Origin of the sequence: Psychrobacter pacificensis (assembly GCF_018336615.1) — a bacterium.
GTDB classification, from domain to species: domain Bacteria; phylum Pseudomonadota; class Gammaproteobacteria; order Pseudomonadales; family Moraxellaceae; genus Psychrobacter; species Psychrobacter pacificensis.
The window spans coordinates 232,655-249,529 of sequence record NZ_CP048752.1; the positions used below are offsets into that span (position 1 = coordinate 232,655).

Annotated in this window: 14 protein-coding genes and 1 pseudogene; 6 read left to right on the forward strand and 9 right to left on the reverse strand. The window is 45.8% G+C overall.

Going from position 1 to position 16,875, the window contains the following annotated elements:
• Window positions 1-25: 25 nt before the first annotated feature.
• Window positions 26-1,510 (reverse strand): ATP-binding protein, encoded by a 1,485-nt coding sequence (locus GYK50_RS01040; protein ID WP_093070157.1) that lies wholly within the window; start codon window positions 1,508-1,510, stop codon window positions 26-28.
• Between the two features lie 437 nt (window positions 1,511-1,947).
• Here GYK50_RS01040 and rpsP point away from each other — a divergent pair, with 437 nt between their 5' ends.
• The 4 genes from rpsP to rplS all read left to right on the forward strand — a co-directional run bounded on the left by rpsP (window position 1,948) and on the right by rplS (window position 4,411).
• Window positions 1,948-2,217, forward strand: a complete 270-nt coding sequence (rpsP, locus tag GYK50_RS01045; protein ID WP_021812802.1) for a 30S ribosomal protein S16 — start codon at window positions 1,948-1,950, stop codon at window positions 2,215-2,217.
• 165 nt (window positions 2,218-2,382) lie between these two features.
• The gene (gene rimM / locus GYK50_RS01050; RefSeq protein ID WP_058023513.1) at window positions 2,383-2,916 is read left to right on the forward strand and encodes a ribosome maturation factor RimM; all 534 of its coding nucleotides are present in this window, start codon (window positions 2,383-2,385) and stop codon (window positions 2,914-2,916) included.
• Between the two features lie 105 nt (window positions 2,917-3,021).
• On the forward strand, window positions 3,022-3,786 hold the full coding sequence (gene trmD / locus GYK50_RS01055) for a tRNA (guanosine(37)-N1)-methyltransferase TrmD (RefSeq protein WP_093070159.1): 765 nt from the start codon (window positions 3,022-3,024) through the stop codon (window positions 3,784-3,786).
• A gap of 205 nt (window positions 3,787-3,991) precedes the next feature.
• On the forward strand, window positions 3,992-4,411 hold the full coding sequence (rplS, locus tag GYK50_RS01060) for a 50S ribosomal protein L19 (protein ID WP_058023515.1): 420 nt from the start codon (window positions 3,992-3,994) through the stop codon (window positions 4,409-4,411).
• 273 nt (window positions 4,412-4,684) lie between these two features.
• Here the strand turns inward: rplS and GYK50_RS01065 are convergent, their stop codons facing one another.
• Window positions 4,685-5,245, reverse strand: a complete 561-nt coding sequence (locus GYK50_RS01065) for a DUF4442 domain-containing protein (RefSeq protein ID WP_093070162.1) — start codon at window positions 5,243-5,245, stop codon at window positions 4,685-4,687.
• 501 nt (window positions 5,246-5,746) lie between these two features.
• On the opposite strand from GYK50_RS01065, the gene GYK50_RS01070 reads away from it, so the two are divergent.
• Both GYK50_RS01070 and uvrC read left to right on the forward strand, forming a co-directional pair.
• On the forward strand, window positions 5,747-7,273 hold the full coding sequence (locus GYK50_RS01070) for a DUF3360 family protein (RefSeq protein WP_093070164.1): 1,527 nt from the start codon (window positions 5,747-5,749) through the stop codon (window positions 7,271-7,273).
• A 152-nt stretch (window positions 7,274-7,425) separates the two neighbouring features.
• On the forward strand, window positions 7,426-9,270 hold the full coding sequence (gene uvrC, locus GYK50_RS01075) for an excinuclease ABC subunit UvrC (protein ID WP_093070166.1): 1,845 nt from the start codon (window positions 7,426-7,428) through the stop codon (window positions 9,268-9,270).
• Between the two features lie 93 nt (window positions 9,271-9,363).
• On the opposite strand, the gene GYK50_RS01080 is transcribed toward uvrC, so the two are convergent.
• The 7 genes and pseudogenes from GYK50_RS01080 to urtB form a co-directional block, all read right to left on the reverse strand.
• Window positions 9,364-9,954 (reverse strand): dihydrofolate reductase, encoded by a 591-nt coding sequence (locus GYK50_RS01080; RefSeq protein WP_093070169.1) that lies wholly within the window; start codon window positions 9,952-9,954, stop codon window positions 9,364-9,366.
• A 79-nt stretch (window positions 9,955-10,033) separates the two neighbouring features.
• The gene (locus tag GYK50_RS01085) at window positions 10,034-10,903 is read right to left on the reverse strand and encodes a thymidylate synthase (protein WP_212564092.1); all 870 of its coding nucleotides are present in this window, start codon (window positions 10,901-10,903) and stop codon (window positions 10,034-10,036) included.
• A 153-nt stretch (window positions 10,904-11,056) separates the two neighbouring features.
• Window positions 11,057-11,941 carry a prolipoprotein diacylglyceryl transferase gene (lgt, locus tag GYK50_RS01090; protein WP_186474957.1) on the reverse strand — a complete coding sequence of 295 codons (885 nt, stop codon included), beginning with the start codon at window positions 11,939-11,941 and terminating at the stop codon, window positions 11,057-11,059.
• Between the two features lie 260 nt (window positions 11,942-12,201).
• The gene (urtE, locus tag GYK50_RS01095; protein WP_058023522.1) at window positions 12,202-12,900 is read right to left on the reverse strand and encodes an urea ABC transporter ATP-binding subunit UrtE; all 699 of its coding nucleotides are present in this window, start codon (window positions 12,898-12,900) and stop codon (window positions 12,202-12,204) included.
• Window positions 12,901-13,001: 101 nt separating this feature from the next.
• Window positions 13,002-13,763: pseudogene (urtD, locus tag GYK50_RS01100) on the reverse strand (urea ABC transporter ATP-binding protein UrtD); the annotation flags it as partial.
• 83 nt (window positions 13,764-13,846) lie between these two features.
• A complete protein-coding gene (gene urtC, locus GYK50_RS01105) occupies window positions 13,847-14,917 on the reverse strand; it encodes an urea ABC transporter permease subunit UrtC (protein WP_071002819.1) in 1,071 nt (356 codons plus the stop codon).
• Between the two features lie 10 nt (window positions 14,918-14,927).
• Window positions 14,928-16,523 carry an urea ABC transporter permease subunit UrtB gene (gene urtB, locus GYK50_RS01110; protein ID WP_093070193.1) on the reverse strand — a complete coding sequence of 532 codons (1,596 nt, stop codon included), beginning with the start codon at window positions 16,521-16,523 and terminating at the stop codon, window positions 14,928-14,930.
• Window positions 16,524-16,875: the final 352 nt, after the last annotated feature.

Genomic DNA, 16,875 nt, shown 5'->3' on the forward strand with positions numbered 1-16,875 from the left:
CGCAGGGTTTGTCTGAGCTATAGTGTTAAGAGTTGTCTGCATTCGATGTAATACTATCGACTGTAGATGTGTCATCGACTGCATCAGCAGCCAAAGTATTGTCTCCAGCAACTTTAGAGAGTAGAGGTATACGCACACATACTTGCAACCCACCATCGGGATGATTGATGGCCTCAACTGTGCCATGATGTAATCGTGCAATGCGGTCTACAATGGCTAGTCCTAGACCGCTACCTTGGGTAGTACGTGCGGTCTCCCCACGCTCAAATGGCTGCATGATACGCTCCAATTGATCCTCTGCCACACCGTCACCGCAGTCACGCACACAAATCATCAGTTGCTCTTGTGCTTCTTTATTGACAACGTTCTCACTGACGACATCGCTATCTTCTTCTTCAACCGTTTCTATAAATGTTGGTATCACCGTGGCTGATAGATAAATCGGCGGTTTGCCATAACGATTGGCGTTATTGATCAGGTTGATGATGAGACGCTTGATGGATAAGGGGCGTACAGGAATGACCTTGTGACACTCTGATTGATAAACGAACTTCATGGGTGCGAACTGCACCATGATCTCATTAAATATCGTGTCCAAATTGGTCAAGCTAACTGGCTCATCGGAGCCGTCTTTCATAAATGAGATGAACTGCTCTAAAATCGCATCCATATCCTCAATGTCGTAAATTAGCCCTTCACGAAAAAAATCATCTGGTAGCATCTCAGCAGTCAAACGCATACGAGTCAATGGCGTACGCAAGTCATGTGAGATACCAGCGAGCATGATGGTTCGCTCTTTTTGGGCTTGATTTAATGTTGTAAATAGACGGTTGAAAGCCATGTTTACTTGACGTATCTCGGTAGGGCCTTTTTGCGTTGGCAGTGTGGTCGCATGACCCAGACGAATATAGTTAGTCGCTGCACGTTGTAGATAACGTAAAGGGCGGTTCAATTGCCTAGCTAACAAAATAATCGTTAGCAGCGATAAGATAGGCAAACCAATCAAAAACAATATGAGCAATGTTGGGCTGTACTGCGAGTAATAAACCACTGGCTCACGAATCCAGAAACTGTCATCGCGGCTGTCTTGTACCCAAAGCTGCGGTGTTGGTTTGAACTTGAAATAAACTTCGACAGGTCGACCCAGCTGTGCACCAATCTCATACTGCAGCACATCAGTAAAGAAGCTCACAAATGCTTTGTCAGCCACCTCTGGAAAGTCACTGGGGTTGTTCACCACCACGACATGAGAATGTTGATACACCCATTGGCGGATATCAGGACGATATTGCCAGTCTTCGTTTACGCTATTGATTAATCGCAGCTCACTTGTCAAATAACGCGCATGGTTTTTGAGTTCTGGCAGATAAAGACTGCGCCAAAAGAATAAAATCGACAAACTCACACTTATGAGAACAATAAAAGCGACCATCAAGGTTGTCAGCCAAGTATTGGAATAAGAACGTGGCAGCCAACCTTTGCGACGGGGCTTTGAGTTTGGAGTAATCATATAAATCCAGCAGATTAAGAAAATGTCTGATTAAATTTGGTTTTGAGTTAAGCCGCAATTGTATTTTGGAGAAAGAGCAGGTTATTTCTAAACATGGCGGCTGAGAGTAGGGTGTGCCAGTCTATTTCAACACACCATAGAATAGCATAATCGATGAATCTTACTGTGACGCTATTCATTTAAGCAGTTTGTTATGTGCCTCTCCAATATTTTAATAATACCAAATCTAAAGCGCGGTATATTTTAGTAACTGATTAAAATAGAGAGTCCTTAATAATTGTATAAAACGTACGGTTATGCTCGATTATGTTTTACATAGACGGGTATTTAAGCTATTGTTAATAAATAATTAAATAAGCACAGTTTATGTTTTCAATAAATCAAGACTGTGATATAATTATGCCCTTTTTGGTATACCTGCGAAAGAGAGAATTCACATGGTTGTTATTCGTTTAGCACGGGGCGGTGCCAAGAAACGCCCATTTTATCAAGTAGTTGTTGCTGATCAACGCCGCGCGCGTGACGGTCGCTACATTGAAAACATCGGCTTTTTTAACCCACTCGCTAAAGAGTCTGAAGAAGCAGTACGCCTAAACATGGAAGCGTACAATGCGTGGATCGCAAAAGGTGCACAACCTTCAGATCGCGTTGCTTCATTAGCAAAAGCTTACAACAAGTCTGCAGCACAAACTGAAGCAACTGCTTAAGTTTCCGTTGTTATTGAGTCGCTCGTAGTCTTATTACAAGCTGATTCAGTAGACTTTAGAACACATAGCGTAACTGGTCTGACCAGGGTGCGCCATTAACTGTTTATCGCTTTTGACACAATTGTTTTTGCAATTGTTGTTGTAATCATTGTTAGGTTAGCTGCTATGTCATCCACTCCAAACGCTAGTGATCTCATGAAAATTGGTCAACTCAAGAAGCCCTATGGCATCAAAGGTTGGCTTTGGGTATTTAGCGATACGGATGATCGTACAGCAATATTCGACATGAAGCCGTGGTGGATGAAAACTGCTACTGGCATGAAACCTTTGACTGTGAAAGCTTGGCGTGAGCAAGGCACAGGACTTGTGGCTCAATTTGAGCAGATTCCTGATCGCAATGTTGCTGAGACCATGAACGGTGTGACCGTTTGGGTCGAACAAAATGTCTTGCCGGAAACAGCTGAAGACGAATATTATTGGTCGGATTTGGTCGGTATGCGCGTGATGAACGAGCAGAACGAGTATTTAGGCAATATCACTGAAATGTTTGAAACTGGTGCCCATGACATCATGCGCGTGGCAGCCAATTCAGACAGTTTGGATAATGAAGAGCGCCTAATTCCATGGCATAAGCAAACGGTGATAGAAGTCGATACGACTGAAAAAACCGTACTTGTGGCATGGCCAAGTGATTATTAATATTGCCTCTGGTGATATCGCTTCTGGCTTTTTAGTCAGAATTTATTATCAGAATTTATTAATAGTCACACCGATTGTTTTAGCCTCAATGTAAGTAGACATCAGATGTATTTTGCCGTCATTAGTATTTTTCCTGAGATGTTTGCCACGATTCGTGAGTTTGGAATCACGGGACGGGCAGTGACTCAGGAGCAAGTTACGATTGAATGCATTAATCCACGTGATTATACCACTGATAACTATCGCCGTATTGATGAGCGCCCTTATGGTGGCGGTCCTGGGATGGTGATGATGGCTGAGCCATTGTCAAAAGCCATTGAGGATGCACGCTTGCGTGCCAAGGAATACGGTTGCCGTGTCGATAGTGAGCATTGTCCGGTGATTTATATGTCACCGCAAGGGCAAACGCTTAGTGAGAGTAGTGTCGTCGGTATGACTTATTATGATGGCATGATTTTATTATGCGGTCGTTATGAAGGCATCGACGAGCGCCTACTGTCACAATATGTCGATATGGAAGTATCATTAGGCGATTATGTGTTGACTGGTGGTGAGCTACCAGCAATGGTGCTGATGGATAGTGTGATACGTCGTTTGCCCGATATCATGGGGGATGACAAGTCAGCAGAGCAGGACTCGTTTGTCGATGGCTTGCTTGATTGTCCACACTATACCAAGCCGCATGAGTTTGCGGGTATGGCGGTTCCTGAAGTGTTACTGTCAGGACACCATGCCAATATCGCTAAGTGGCGTTTTGCTCAGCAAGTCAGTCGTACGCAAACGCGTCGTCCGGATTTGTGGCAAGCGTTTACTCCGACGGTAGAGCAAGCGAAATGGCTTGAAGCACTAGCAAAAGCAGATAAAAAGTAGGTTGTTGATACCTGACTTTATCGTCATTAAGCTTGATAAACAGTTAACAAATAGAATTTTGAGCAATAATAAAACGAGTCATCGCATAGTGGCCGTTGGTTATAACCCATTTACGTTGTGTCTTATTATAAAGAGATACAATTAATTATTACAAACAGGTGATATGCGTAAAGCCTCTATTATCTAATGTGAGGAGATAACTCTCATGAGCAACAAGCATCCATTGGTTCAGGTCATCGAAAACGCTCAATTGCGTGAACACCCAAACTTTGCACCCGGCGATACCGTTGTGGTACAAGTAAAAGTACGTGAAGGTGAGCGTGAGCGTTTACAGGCTTTTGAAGGCGTTGTAATTGCTAAGCGTAATCGCGGTCTAAACTCAGCGTTTACCGTACGTAAAATCTCAAGCGGCGTTGGTGTTGAGCGTGCATTCCAGCTGCACTCACCACTGATCGATAGCATTGAAGTGAAACGCCGCGGTGCTGTTCGCCGTGCGAAACTGTACTACTTACGTGAGCGTTCTGGTAAATCAGCACGTATCCGCGAAAAACTTGCGCCACGTCCAGCTCAGAAAAAGACTGACGCTGGTGTACCTGATGCCGTTGATACTGCACCTGGTATCTAAGTACAAGTTTGCCGTTTTGAGTTGATCGTATTATTTTAGGATTGACTCAAATAAGGTAATAGTAGATACAAGCCCTTATTCATAGGTTTATTTATAAATAAGCGGGCCATACCAAAAAAGACAAAACCCCAGTCTATGCGAATGCTAGATTGGGGTTTTTGTATGTGCGCGCTTATCAATTTAAATTTGCTGGGTGTTAACTGGATATTCACAGCTGATAGATACTATGCCTTGTCATTAGTCAAAAAGCCTTACCAGTAAAGTAGCCAAAAACTATTCAGTATGGGGTGTTTCAATTCGGCTGGCTTGCTCTTTAGATTTGCTGTATTTGCGTAGTCTGATATACAAGGTTTTGGTGACGGTAGCAATGAGCTTTTGCTGGTCGTCGACGATATCGACTTGGTATTCCCGAAATACAGCTTCACCGTCTTTTGCCAACTCTTGAATGGTAATCACCTCAGTGCTAGGTATTTTCATTCGTGCGGTGACTTTACTATTACCGGGCGCGATAAAATCAATATGTGAGCTTTTGTCCCAGACCACATAGTTGCTACCCAGTTGATGCATCAGCATGAGCATATAGAAGGGATCTACCATGGAGTATAAACTACCACCGAATTGAGTACCGACGATATTTTTGTTGAGAGTGGTCAGTTCCATGCTGACCACGCACAATCCCTGATCGAGGCTGATGTGGTCGATTTTGATGCCTGCACCGATATAGGGCGCGTAAGTATTGAGTCGCAGCTTTAAAAGATGCGGGGTCAGTAGCGGCATGATACTTTGCTTGGCTCGACGCTTCAAAGTCTCAAAATTGCTGGGTAGCACACTCATAAATCTATCCTGTTGCTTTTATTGATTTTTCAGTGATATTGGTAGCGCTGTTTCTTAGTGCTTGCTATTAGACGATAAACGACAAAGACATTTATCATAGTTAAAAATGACTGCGCTCGCTAGTTTCAAAGCGTAACTAAGCATAGTCTTTATAGTTATCGCAAAGCAATATTTAATATAACTATCTTTAGTATTTAGATATATGATAAAAAATGTTCAGATGTCAGTTATTCTTAAGAAAATTGGCCTTTAATTTAATTTTATGTCCAAATTAGCGCTGTTTATTCCCAATAGTTTCCTATTAAGTTTATTATTGTACCCAATGAAAACTTTCATTTATTTTTATAACGATATATGTAGTCTTTTTAATTCACCTTAAATTCGCATTTCCTTATGCCTTAACATACAATGGTTTTCCGCTTATCATGACCGATTGGTCATTTAGCTAACGCCAAACCAAAAAAGTATTCAATCAAAACCTAATCAACACAAGGAAATGTGATGAGTAATATTCAGGCCTCATCTTCAGGGTCTAATACGCCGCGACCAAACCCAGCCAATCAAGACAGCGAATTGCAAGGCAGTTATATAGATTTGCATAAGCCAAGCTCAAGCTTCGACAGTCGAGATGCCTATCTCAACCACGAATTACAAATCATGCAGCCAAAACGTTGGCGTCCCAATTTACCATTTCGTGATTATCGTTTTGAGTATGAAGATACTATCCCAGCGATGGCAGCGACCATCGGTAAAGTGGTCATGGTGGGCGCTATTGCAGCAACCTTTGCAGGACCACTCGGCTTAGGTGATGCGTTTGTTTTAGAAAACGTTCGTTATGAGCTGTTGATTGTCTCGTTCTTTATTATCTTATTTTCTGGATTTCTGCTACCGACAGCCAACCTCGCTGGTACTCATGGGCCACTTATTCCATTGATTCCCATTGTCGTTGCTGCAGGTGGGCATCCAATGGCTTTTGGCCTACTCATTGGGGCTTTTGGCCTGCTGCTTGCTATTAGTAAAGGAGGAAGCTTACTGGCCAATTTAACCAGTAAAGGCGTATGCGGTGGTCTCTTAATTTACTTAGGGTTTATCGGTACGACGTCACAGGTTAAGAACCTTTTTGCTTGGGCAGAAGGGATTGGTATGTCGCACATTGCTTTCTTTATTATTCTAGCGACTATCCTGCTATATGCATTGCTTGAGCATTGGCAAAAGCGCTGGCTTGCGGTTCCGCTCAGTTGCGTGTTAGGTGGCGGACTTGCTTTTACACTAGGCGCACCTTTTGCGTTCAAAACGGCACCAGGTCTACCGCATATGAACCCAATGTATTGGTGGGGTGAGAATACAGGTTGGATGTTAGGGCTACCGACGATTGAAAGCTTCATTGTGGTATTGCCGTTTGCTATCTTGGCAGTTGCTATGTGGTCACCAGATTTCTTGGGTCATCAGGTATTCCAAAAAATCAGCTACCCTAAGCGTACTGAAAAAGTGCTCATGAACATCGATGACACGATGACCAGCGCTTCATTTCGTCAGGTAGTGGGCTCTGTGCTAGGCGGTGCCAACTTTGCGTCATCTTGGGGAACGTATATTGTCCCTGCGGCGATTGCTAGGCGTCCGATTCCTGCTGGTGCTTTATTGACGGCCTTGTTCTGTATTATCGCAGGTGTTTGGGGCTATCCAATGGATTTGGCCATCTGGCAACCCGTGATGTGCGTGGCATTGATCGTTGGGGTTTTCATCCCACTCTTAGAGGCTGGCATGGAGATGACGCGCGAAGGTAAAACCACGCAGTCTGCTGCTATTGTGGTGTTTGCTTCTGCCTTAGTGAACCCAGCCTTTGGTTGGTCGCTCACGCTATTGCTTGATAATTTGGGCTTGATTGGCTCAAAAGAGCGCAGTGCTAATTTGACTAAAATGAGCCGATGGATCATACCAGGTATTATGTTCGTGGTACTGACTGGCGTGATGGCTATCGTCGGTATGTTGCCAGGTATTCCAGCATTAATGGCAAACTTCCGTCATTAGACCATTGATGATTAGCATATAACCGAACAAACGAAGTCAGCATAAAGCTGGCTTTTTTGTGCGTGCTATCGAGGCAATAATCAGCTTGCAAAACCACGATTCCTGCCCCATAACTAGCAGTATTACTAAGATTTTTAAGAGCAATACATTCTATGGTTACTGTCTCAGAATTGAATCCTGTCGATGACAAAAAAGCCCGTCTTAAGCATCTGATCAAGAACTTGCCTAATTTGCCAGGGGTATATAAGATGCTGGGCAAAAACGGCGATATTTTATACGTTGGTAAAGCCAAGTCGCTAAAAAGCCGTGTGAATAGTTACTTTGCCAAGACGATCGATCATCCAAAAACGCGGGCACTGGTGGCACGGATTCATAATATTGAGACCATTATCACGCGTAGTGAGACCGAGGCGTTGTTGCTCGAGCAGAACTTAATTAAAGAGTATCGCCCGCCTTATAACGTCTTGCTACGTGATGATAAGTCGTATCTATACGTGTTTATCTCAGCGGATAAGCCTTATCCACGTTTGGCGTATGGACGCGGCAAAGGCAATCATCAAAAAGGTCGTTTCTTTGGCCCATTTCCCTCTGCCCATGCAGCAAAAGAAACGCTGGTGTTGATGCAAAAAATGTTTCAAATGCGCCAATGTACCAACACCTTTTTTAAGCAGCGCCAGCGCCCTTGTCTGGAGTATCAGATTAAGCGTTGCCGCGCGCCCTGCGTTGGACTGGTATCGCCGGAAGAGTATGCAGAAGATGTGAATAACACCATTCGCTTTTTGAAGGGTGACTCTAGTGATATTCATAGTACGCTGATCGAGAAAATGGAAGGCGCTGCCGAAACGTTAGATTTTGAAAAGGCGGTATTGTACCGTGATCAATTGTCGATGCTACGCGAAGTACAGGCAAGGCAAGCTGTCTATACGGTGCAAGGTGAGGCAGATGTGATTGCCATTGCCAGTCAGGCGGGCATGACTTGCGTCAACGTGCTGACCGTGCGCGGTGGTCGCGTGTTAGGCGGTAAAAACTATTTCCCTGATGTGGACAGTAGCGAGCCGCTAGCAGATAACCTATCAGATTTTATTACCTCGTTTTATTTTCAGGTGACGGACGATCTGCCAGCAGAGATTATATTGAGTCATGAGATTCCTGATCAGGTAGCGGTAAGCGAAGCACTAGCAACGCATTTTGGCAGCAAAGTAGTCATCAAAACCAATGTGCGTGAGCATCGCTCAGAGTGGCTAGATTTGGCAACACTCAATACCAGTAATGCGCTAAAGACTAAGCTTGGTGATTATTTAGAATTGCACGCACGCTTTGGCGCACTAAAAGACGTACTGGCTGAGGTGACTGATCGCACCATTGATCGCATTGAATGTTTTGATATCTCGCATACCATGGGCGAGGCGACCATTGGTAGCTGCGTCGTATTTGATCAAGGCGGTGCGCGCAGGCGTGATTACCGTCAATATGCCATTCATGATATCCAAGGCGGCGATGACTATGCAGCCATGAAGCAAGTGCTGACAAGGCGGTATAAAAAGCAGCCGTTGCCTGATTTGTTGCTTATCGATGGTGGTAAGGGTCAGCTGAGTATGGCGAAAGAAGTGCTGGTTGAATTGGGCATTCTTGGTGATACCTTGCTCATTGGTGTTGCCAAAGGGGAAGGGCGTAAGGCGGGACTTGAAGTCTTGCACTTTTTGGATCATGAGCCATTAGATTTGCCCATGGATAGCAAAGCATTACATTTACTGATGCATATTCGCGATGAGGCGCATCGTTTTGCGATCACCGCGCACCGCAAAAAACGCGATAAGCGCCGCTCCTCATCGGTACTTGAGGTCATTCCAGGTCTGGGTGAAAAGCGCCGCCGCGATTTACTCAATCACTTTGGTGGTATGCAGCAACTGCTTGGCGCGTCACAGCAAGAGTTGGCAGGTGTACAAGGGATTGGCCCTGTACTGGCAAAGACGGTTTATAAAGTATTACACGAGTAGATTTGTAACGCTAAAACGATAGTAAATAAAAAAGGGTCAGCTTTGATAAATATACATATCTGAAGCTGACCTTTTTTTTGAGTCAATCAAATACTATTGGTCAGTCTTTTCTACTTTATAGGTCGTAAATTTGAAGCTCAAATTACTTTTTTCATCGTGCATTTGCTCAGATTCTTCTGCTACTTTGAAGCGATCTGGTAGCTCAGGATAGAACGCATCGCCATCCGTAATATCAGTATCTACGTGGGTCAGCTCAATGCGGTCGGTATACATCAGTGCTTCGCTAAAGACGCGCTCACCGCCAATCACCCAGATCGTCTCCAGATGTAGCCCATGTGCCAAACTTGCGGCATGAGTAAGGGCATCATCTAAATTATGCACCACATGCGCGTATTCATGTCCGACCAGTCCTTGCTGTTCTGCATAGTCCATTTGAGTAGAGATGATAAAGCACACACGCTTTGGTAAAGGCTTGCTACCCATGGATTCAAACGTCTTGCGACCCATAATGACGATGCCCTGAATATCGCTACTAGAGGCCGTATTTTGCGAGTCACGTGTGGTCATTTTTTTGAAGTGCTGCAGGTCTTGTGAGATATGCCACGGCAGCTCGTTGTTTTTACCGATACAGCGATTGCTACTTATGGCGGCGATTTGGGCAACTTCAGTGTGGGCATAGCTCATAATGGGTCCTTTCTATTATATTTTTAAACGTCTGTATTTTAACTCACCGTCTTATTTATTGTCGTGCATGAGACGTATTTTAAACGGCAACTTTGGCTTTGATGGTCGGATGAGACTCATAGTTATTGACGCTAATATCGTCGTATTTAAAGGCAAAAATATCTTTCACCTCTGGGTTTAGGGTCAATGTTGGCGGTGTATATAGCGAACGTGTCAGTTGTAGCTCAGCCTGCTCGCGGTGGTTTTGGTAAATGTGGCAATCACCACCTGTCCAAACAAATTCACCAACTTCTAGGCCGCAAACCTGCGCGACCATATGCGTCAATAACGCATAACTGGCAATGTTAAAGGGCACACCTAGGAAAAGATCAGCCGAACGTTGATACAGCTGGCAAGAGAGCTTACCATCCGCCACAAAAAACTGAAACAGTGTATGACACGGGGGTAGTGCCACTTGCTCTGCCTCTCCTGGATTCCAGCCAGAAACAATCAAGCGGCGCGAGTTGGGGTTGGTCTTGATTTGCTCAACGACCTGTGCGATTTGATCGACACCATCATCGTTGTAGCTGCCGTCCGCGTCTTTACTTGCACCATAGTTACGCCATTGATGACCGTAGACAGGGCCCAGCTCACCTTCAGGACGATTGAAACGTGCGGTTTGCTCCGCTGTCGCCCACTCATTCCAGATACGCACGCCATGGTCCTGCAAATATTGAACATGGGTGCTGCCACTCAAAAACCATAGTAGCTCATAAGCAATGGACTTAAAGTGGACTTTTTTGGTCGTCAATAATGGAAAACCTGCCGCTAAGTCAAAACGCAGCTGCGCGCCAAAATGACTCAGCGTACCCGTACCCGTGCGATCGCCTTTTTCAGTGCCATTGTCTAAGACGTGGCGCAGCAAATCAAGATACGCTTGCTCGTTGTTACTTTGGGTGCCATTGCTCATAAAAGTGCTCTTTAATTACTGCTGACAGCGTCCACAGATTAGGCTAATAATCCACATAGAAGCTGTCATTGTTAAAAGTATTGCTAGGGTAGGCGTTATGAGGCGTACCCTCTTATTCAAGTGATTAATCGTTTTATCGGTAAGGCGATAGCCTTAGTAAGCGGCATGCTTACCCCAATCGTAGATGCCGCGCTTGTAAGCGTAACCGATTAAAAACAGACCAATAATAATCATAGGCGTGCTCAATATTTGCCCTTTGGTCACCCAGCCTAACAAAATAAACCCTTGGTCAACATCAGGCTGACGGAAGAACTCAATGATGAAGCGGCTCAAGCCATAGCCCAGCATAAAAACACCAGTTACTGCCATGCGCGGACGAGGCTTTGATGAGTACCACCACAGGAACAAGAATAACAGCAGACCTTCAGCAAAGGCTTCATACAGCTGTGACGGATGACGAGGCAATAAATACTGACCATTGACCTCGGTCATCACCTCTTGTAGCGCAGGATTGGCTTGTAGCTGCTGCATATCAAAGCCAGCCGCTTGGGGAAAGTAGGTGAGCCAATTGTAGCCACCATCAGAGACACGGCCCCATAACTCGCCATTGATATAGTTGCCAATACGCCCAAACAATAAGCCCGTCGGCACGCAAGGCACGATAAAATCGAGCACTTGAAACGGAGTCTTTTTATATTTGCGAGCAAAGTACAGCATCCCAAGCATGACACCAATCAGGCCACCATGGAATGACATGCCGCCTTCCCAAACCTTGAAGAGGTAGGCTGGGTTTTGTAGCAGCTCGCCAAACTGATAAAACAACACGTAACCGACACGGCCACCCAAGATAACGCCCAGTGCACCAAAGAACACAAGATCTGAGACCATATCTGTTGTCCAGCCCTCACGCTTGGTGCTGCGATACCATGCCAGACCGTAAGCGGCAGCAAACGCCAATAAATACATGAGGCCATACCAGTGGACTTCGACGGGCCCAAGTGCCAAGGCGACAGGATCGTACTGAGGATGAATCATCATAAGAGTGTCATAATATCGATAATAAAGTGCTGACTATAATAGCAAATTTCAAGCGCTGGTCATACACAATTGCTATCAAGGCAAGCACGCGGTATTGACGATTTAGGGCATTGATTTGATGCCCTAGATATGGATGATAGAAGAGAGGCGAGCGGTTTAGACCGATCATAAAGAGTTTCTCATGATGCACAGCGTAAGATAGAGACACAATTATCAGTGGCAAAGAGCAAGCATGACTATCTAAGTATGAGAAAGAGTCATCAAATGGCGACCAAATCTTGTACCTTGTTGTCGACCATCGTATCGCCTGCACCTTGAGAGATGACCTTGCCACGCGAGAGCACGGTGTAATTGTCAGCAAGCTCTTCGGCAAACTCATAAAACTGCTCAACCAGTACAATCGCCATGTCCCCTTTGTCAGCCAAGTCGCGAAGCACACGACCGATATCTTTGATAATAGACGGCTGAATACCTTCGGTTGGCTCATCCAAAATAAGGACAGACGGCTCGGAGGCGAGCGCACGAGCAATGGCAAGCTGCTGCTGCTGACCGCCAGACAAATCACCACCGCGGCGATGTTTCATCTCATCAAGCACTGGGAAAATATCATATAAATGCTTGGGTACTTGCTTGGCTTTAGCGCGTGAAAACTTTGCCATACCAATTAAGATATTTTCTTCTACCGTTAGTGTCGAAAAGATATCACGTCCTTGCGGCACATAAGCCAAACCTGCTCGCACGCGCTGCTCGGGGGAGAGTTTGCTGATGTCTTGGTCATTGAGCAAAATTTGTCCTGATTTGATCGGTAATATCCCCATCAGGCATTTGAGTAACGTGGTTTTGCCCACGCCATTACGTCCAAGTACCACACTGCACGCGCCTACAGGCGCTGTAAACGAGACATCTCGTAAAATATGACTGCCGCCGTAATATTGATTGATACCATTGACTTGTAACATGACGGTCTCCTAATCTTTCAATGATTTTTAATATTTGCATAGTTTCGCATTTGCATAGTTTCGCGGTTTATGGGCTAATGATGTACTGAGTCATTGTCCAACTATCGACCCAGATAGGACTCAATCACCGCTTCATTGGCTTGCACTTCCGCCAAGGTACCTTCGGCCAATATCGCCCCTTGAGCCAATACGGTGACTTTTTCACTAATCGCATCGATAAAAGTCATGTCATGCTCGACCACCACTAAGGTATGGTTCTGTTTGAGGCGCAGGCACAGCTCGGCAGTATGCTCGGTTTCGGCATCGGTCATACCTGCGACAGGCTCATCAAGCAAAATGAGCTTGGGGCTTTGCATCAACAGCATACCAATCTCTAGCCATTGTTTTTGACCATGAGAGAGTAAGCCTGCTGGCTTATTGATTTTGTCCGTCAGGCGGATTTGCTCAAGGGTCGAATTGAGGGTATCGCGCGTATCGGCATCGAGTTTGTTGAACAAGCTTTTGACCACGCGCTTGTCTTTTGGCGCAGCAAGTAGCAAATTATCCATTACCGTAAAATTTTCGAACACGGTGGGTTTTTGAAACTTACGCCCGATACCCGCTTCAGCGATTTCTTCGGTAGATAGGTTGGCAAGATTATGCGTTTGACCAAAAAACACACTGCCTTCGGTAGGTCGAGTTTTACCAGTGATGACATCCATCAGCGTGGTTTTACCCGCGCCATTGGGGCCGATGATACAGCGCAGCTCACCTTCCTCAATATAGAGCGACAGATTGTTGAGTGCGCGAAACGAGTCAAACCAAACGCTCACCTCTTCTAGATATAGCGCAATGCCATGGCTAAAATCGACGCCTGCTGGCTTTGGGTGGCTGCGACCCGTACCACCATGAGTACGCCCATACTCATGGTTCGACTGCTCAGATGGTGTTGATTTATCAGTTAGCATTACTGTTTCTCCTTTTTGAAGCGATCGAACAAGCCCATGATGCCATTGGGCAAAAATAAGGTGACTACAACGAACAGCCCGCCCAATATCAATAGCCAAAACTCAGGATAGGCAACCGTGAAATAGGTTTTTACTGCATTCACCACACCTGTTCCCAAAATCGCACCCACCAAGCTGCCTCGACCACCAGTGGCTACCCAAACGGCCATCTCAATTGAGTTCACAGGGTTCATCTCACTTGGATTGATAATGCCGACTTGCGGCACATAGAGCGCACCTGCGATACCAGCAATGACGGCGGACAATACCCAAGCGGAGAGCTTGTACCACAGCGTGCGATAGCCTAAATACTGCAAGCGGTTTTCGCTATCACGAATTGCGCCTAGCACTCGCCCGTACGGCTGATTCATCAAATAACGCAGTCCCATGTAAGAGAGGAGTAATGCCAAGGCGGTAACAAAACACAGCATAGAACGGGTTGAGGCAGCAGTAATGTCATAACCTAAGAGGGTAGTAAAGCCCGTGAAGCCATTATTGCCACCAAAGCCTGTTTCGTTACGGAAGAATAGCAGGGCGGCGGCATAGACCATGGCCTGAGTGATGATAGAAAAATAAACACCTTTGATTTTTGAGCGGAAAGCAAAAAATCCAAAGATAAAGGCAATCACACCTGGCACCAAAACTACCAATGCCATCGCCCACCAAAAATGCTGCGTGCCGGCCCAATACCATGGCATCTCAGTCCAGCTCAAAAAGCGCATAAAATCAGGCAAGCCATCGCCAGCAGTCTCACGCGTTAAGTACATGCCAAATGCATAACCACCCAGCGCAAAATATAAACCATGCCCCAAGCTCAAAATACCAGCGTAGCCCCAGACCAGATCCAGTGCCAAGGCCACCATTGCCAATGCCATGATTTTGCCAATCAGGGTAATCCAGTAGGCGGATAGGTGAAAGGGTGACGTCTCTGGCATTAAGTGTAGCCAAGGGAGTATCAATAGCACGGCAAAGCACAAACCGATTAAAATGGCGCTACGCCTTGTATCAGACAGTAATTTGGTCAGTATCATAAGAGTCTCCTTATTCGACAAAGCGGCCTTTGAGGGCAAATAAACCTTGTGGCCGCTTCTGAATGAACAGAATCACAAGAACCAACAACACAATCTTGGCTAATACCGCGCCAATGCCAATCTCAAGCACCGTACCACTGACACCCAATCCCAAGGCGGCCAAAACCGCGCCCCATACTTGTCCGACCCCGCCAACGACGACGACCAAAAAGGTATCGATAATATACGTCTGACCCAGATCAGGACCCACGTTACCCACTTGAGCAAGCGCGCAACCAGCCATGCCAGCCAGCCCAGAACCCAAACCAAATGCCATCATATCGATGCGCGCAGAAGGGATACCGACGGCACGTGCCATTTGACGGTTTTGAGTGACGGCGCGTATAAATAATCCGAAGCGGGTTTTATTGAGCAAGTACACCAGTAGCGCCACGACAATGACGGTAAACACGATGATGGCAATACGGTTGTAAGGCAGCACCAAACTTGATGAGACTTGATAGGCACCGCTGAGCCACGCCACATTGCTGACTTCAACGTTTTGCGCGCCAAAAATCATCCGTACCAATTGCATTAAGATTAGACTGACGCCAAAGGTTGCCAATAGCGTCTCTAGTTCACGACCATATAGCGGACGAATGACAATGCGCTCAATAATCATACCGATAACAGCACTGACCAAAAATGCAGCGGGAATAGCAGCAAGCAAATACCAGCCCGCCATATCTGGCAGATAAGCTTGAAATAAGTTTTGCACCACATAAGTGGTATACGCACCAATCATAATCAGCTCACCATGCGCCATATTAATCACGCCAAGCAAGCCAAAAGTAATCGCAAGGCCAAGTGCCGCGAGTAGTAAAATGCTGGCGGTACTCATGCCAGTGAAAATATGACCTGTCCATGTGCTTATCTCAATACGGCGTGCCACGCTATCTCTGGCATCACTGAGCGCTGCCTCAAGCGCCGGATCCAAGTTGTCAGATGCAAGGGCAGATTCAAGATCAACCAATACCTGCGGATTATCGCTATCAGCGAGTAGGTTCACAGCCTCAATCTGAGTGGGTAAATCGCCATTTTTGAAATCAATACGAGCCTGTAGAGCCGTTAGTGCTTTTTGAACGTTGGCATTGTCCTCATTTGCGGCAGCGGCTGTGATAATGGCTGGATCGACTTGGTCAATGTTATCTGCCAAAATCTCCACAGCCTGCAAGCGCTGTGCTGGCTTGTCAGATTCGAGCTTTACCTTGGCTTGTCCAAAGATAAGCGCCGAGCGCAAGGTATTGGTCAAGGTGACTTGGGACAAATCGCTTGGCCAATCGGACGTTTCGGTTTTGTCGGGATATGTGAAGAGTTGATCCTCTGCATTGAGCAAATACGTTTGGCCACGGTTGCCTTGATACAGCTCATCATTGGCAATCAACTCGACCAGATTGTCCAAACTCTCAACCGATCCTGGCCAAGCACTTAGCATGGCTTGGCGCTGACTAAAATCGCCCGCCACAAATTGTTGAATAGCATCGCCTGATACTGCCGTCGTAGGCTGTGTCGGGGTAGTCAACGACTGCTCATTATTGGTACGCAGCGTGTCACTACCATCGGTCATCGACTCTGATGTCACAGTGGCGATATTTACCGATTGAGCATCGTCATCTGCATGAACGATGGTGGTGAAGGCCGCTAACAGTAAGGCAATTAATACCAGCAGCCGTCGCGGCACAACCATTGAGATCCTAGCCGCATATGTCTTTGCTAATGCTTGCTGATCATTATTGTTTTTGGATAATATCTGCCCCAACAATGGGCGTAAAGTATGGTGCTGCATGTGCGGCTCCCTGTTTTTACAGACAACAAATCCTTGTCCTCTATTACTTAACGCAGTAAGTCATAGAAGCCGTGATAAGGTTTGGAGGTACTTAAAATTTTGAGAATAAGTGCTGAACTTCAAGATAGCGAGT

What these genes read in the sequence shown, in the direction of transcription:
- urtE (WP_058023522.1), bottom strand. Translation starts at nt 12,900, where the DNA reads ATGTTACAAGTCAATGGTATCAATCAATATTACGGCGGCAGTCATATT.
- GYK50_RS01040 (WP_093070157.1), bottom strand. Translation starts at nt 1,510, where the DNA reads ATGATTACTCCAAACTCAAAGCCCCGTCGCAAAGGTTGGCTGCCACGT.
- urtC (WP_071002819.1), bottom strand. Translation starts at nt 14,917, where the DNA reads ATGATACTGACCAAATTACTGTCTGATACAAGGCGTAGCGCCATTTTA.
- uvrC (WP_093070166.1), top strand. Translation starts at nt 7,426, where the DNA reads ATGGTTACTGTCTCAGAATTGAATCCTGTCGATGACAAAAAAGCCCGT.
- urtB (WP_093070193.1), bottom strand. Translation starts at nt 16,523, where the DNA reads ATGACCGATGGTAGTGACACGCTGCGTACCAATAATGAGCAGTCGTTG.
- rplS (WP_058023515.1), top strand. Translation starts at nt 3,992, where the DNA reads ATGAGCAACAAGCATCCATTGGTTCAGGTCATCGAAAACGCTCAATTG.
- rimM (WP_058023513.1), top strand. Translation starts at nt 2,383, where the DNA reads ATGTCATCCACTCCAAACGCTAGTGATCTCATGAAAATTGGTCAACTC.
- GYK50_RS01085 (WP_212564092.1), bottom strand. Translation starts at nt 10,903, where the DNA reads ATGAGCAATGGCACCCAAAGTAACAACGAGCAAGCGTATCTTGATTTG.
- trmD (WP_093070159.1), top strand. Translation starts at nt 3,022, where the DNA reads ATGTATTTTGCCGTCATTAGTATTTTTCCTGAGATGTTTGCCACGATT.
- rpsP (WP_021812802.1), top strand. Translation starts at nt 1,948, where the DNA reads ATGGTTGTTATTCGTTTAGCACGGGGCGGTGCCAAGAAACGCCCATTT.
- GYK50_RS01080 (WP_093070169.1), bottom strand. Translation starts at nt 9,954, where the DNA reads ATGAGCTATGCCCACACTGAAGTTGCCCAAATCGCCGCCATAAGTAGC.
- GYK50_RS01065 (WP_093070162.1), bottom strand. Translation starts at nt 5,245, where the DNA reads ATGAGTGTGCTACCCAGCAATTTTGAGACTTTGAAGCGTCGAGCCAAG.
- GYK50_RS01070 (WP_093070164.1), top strand. Translation starts at nt 5,747, where the DNA reads ATGAGTAATATTCAGGCCTCATCTTCAGGGTCTAATACGCCGCGACCA.
- lgt (WP_186474957.1), bottom strand. Translation starts at nt 11,941, where the DNA reads ATGATGATTCATCCTCAGTACGATCCTGTCGCCTTGGCACTTGGGCCC.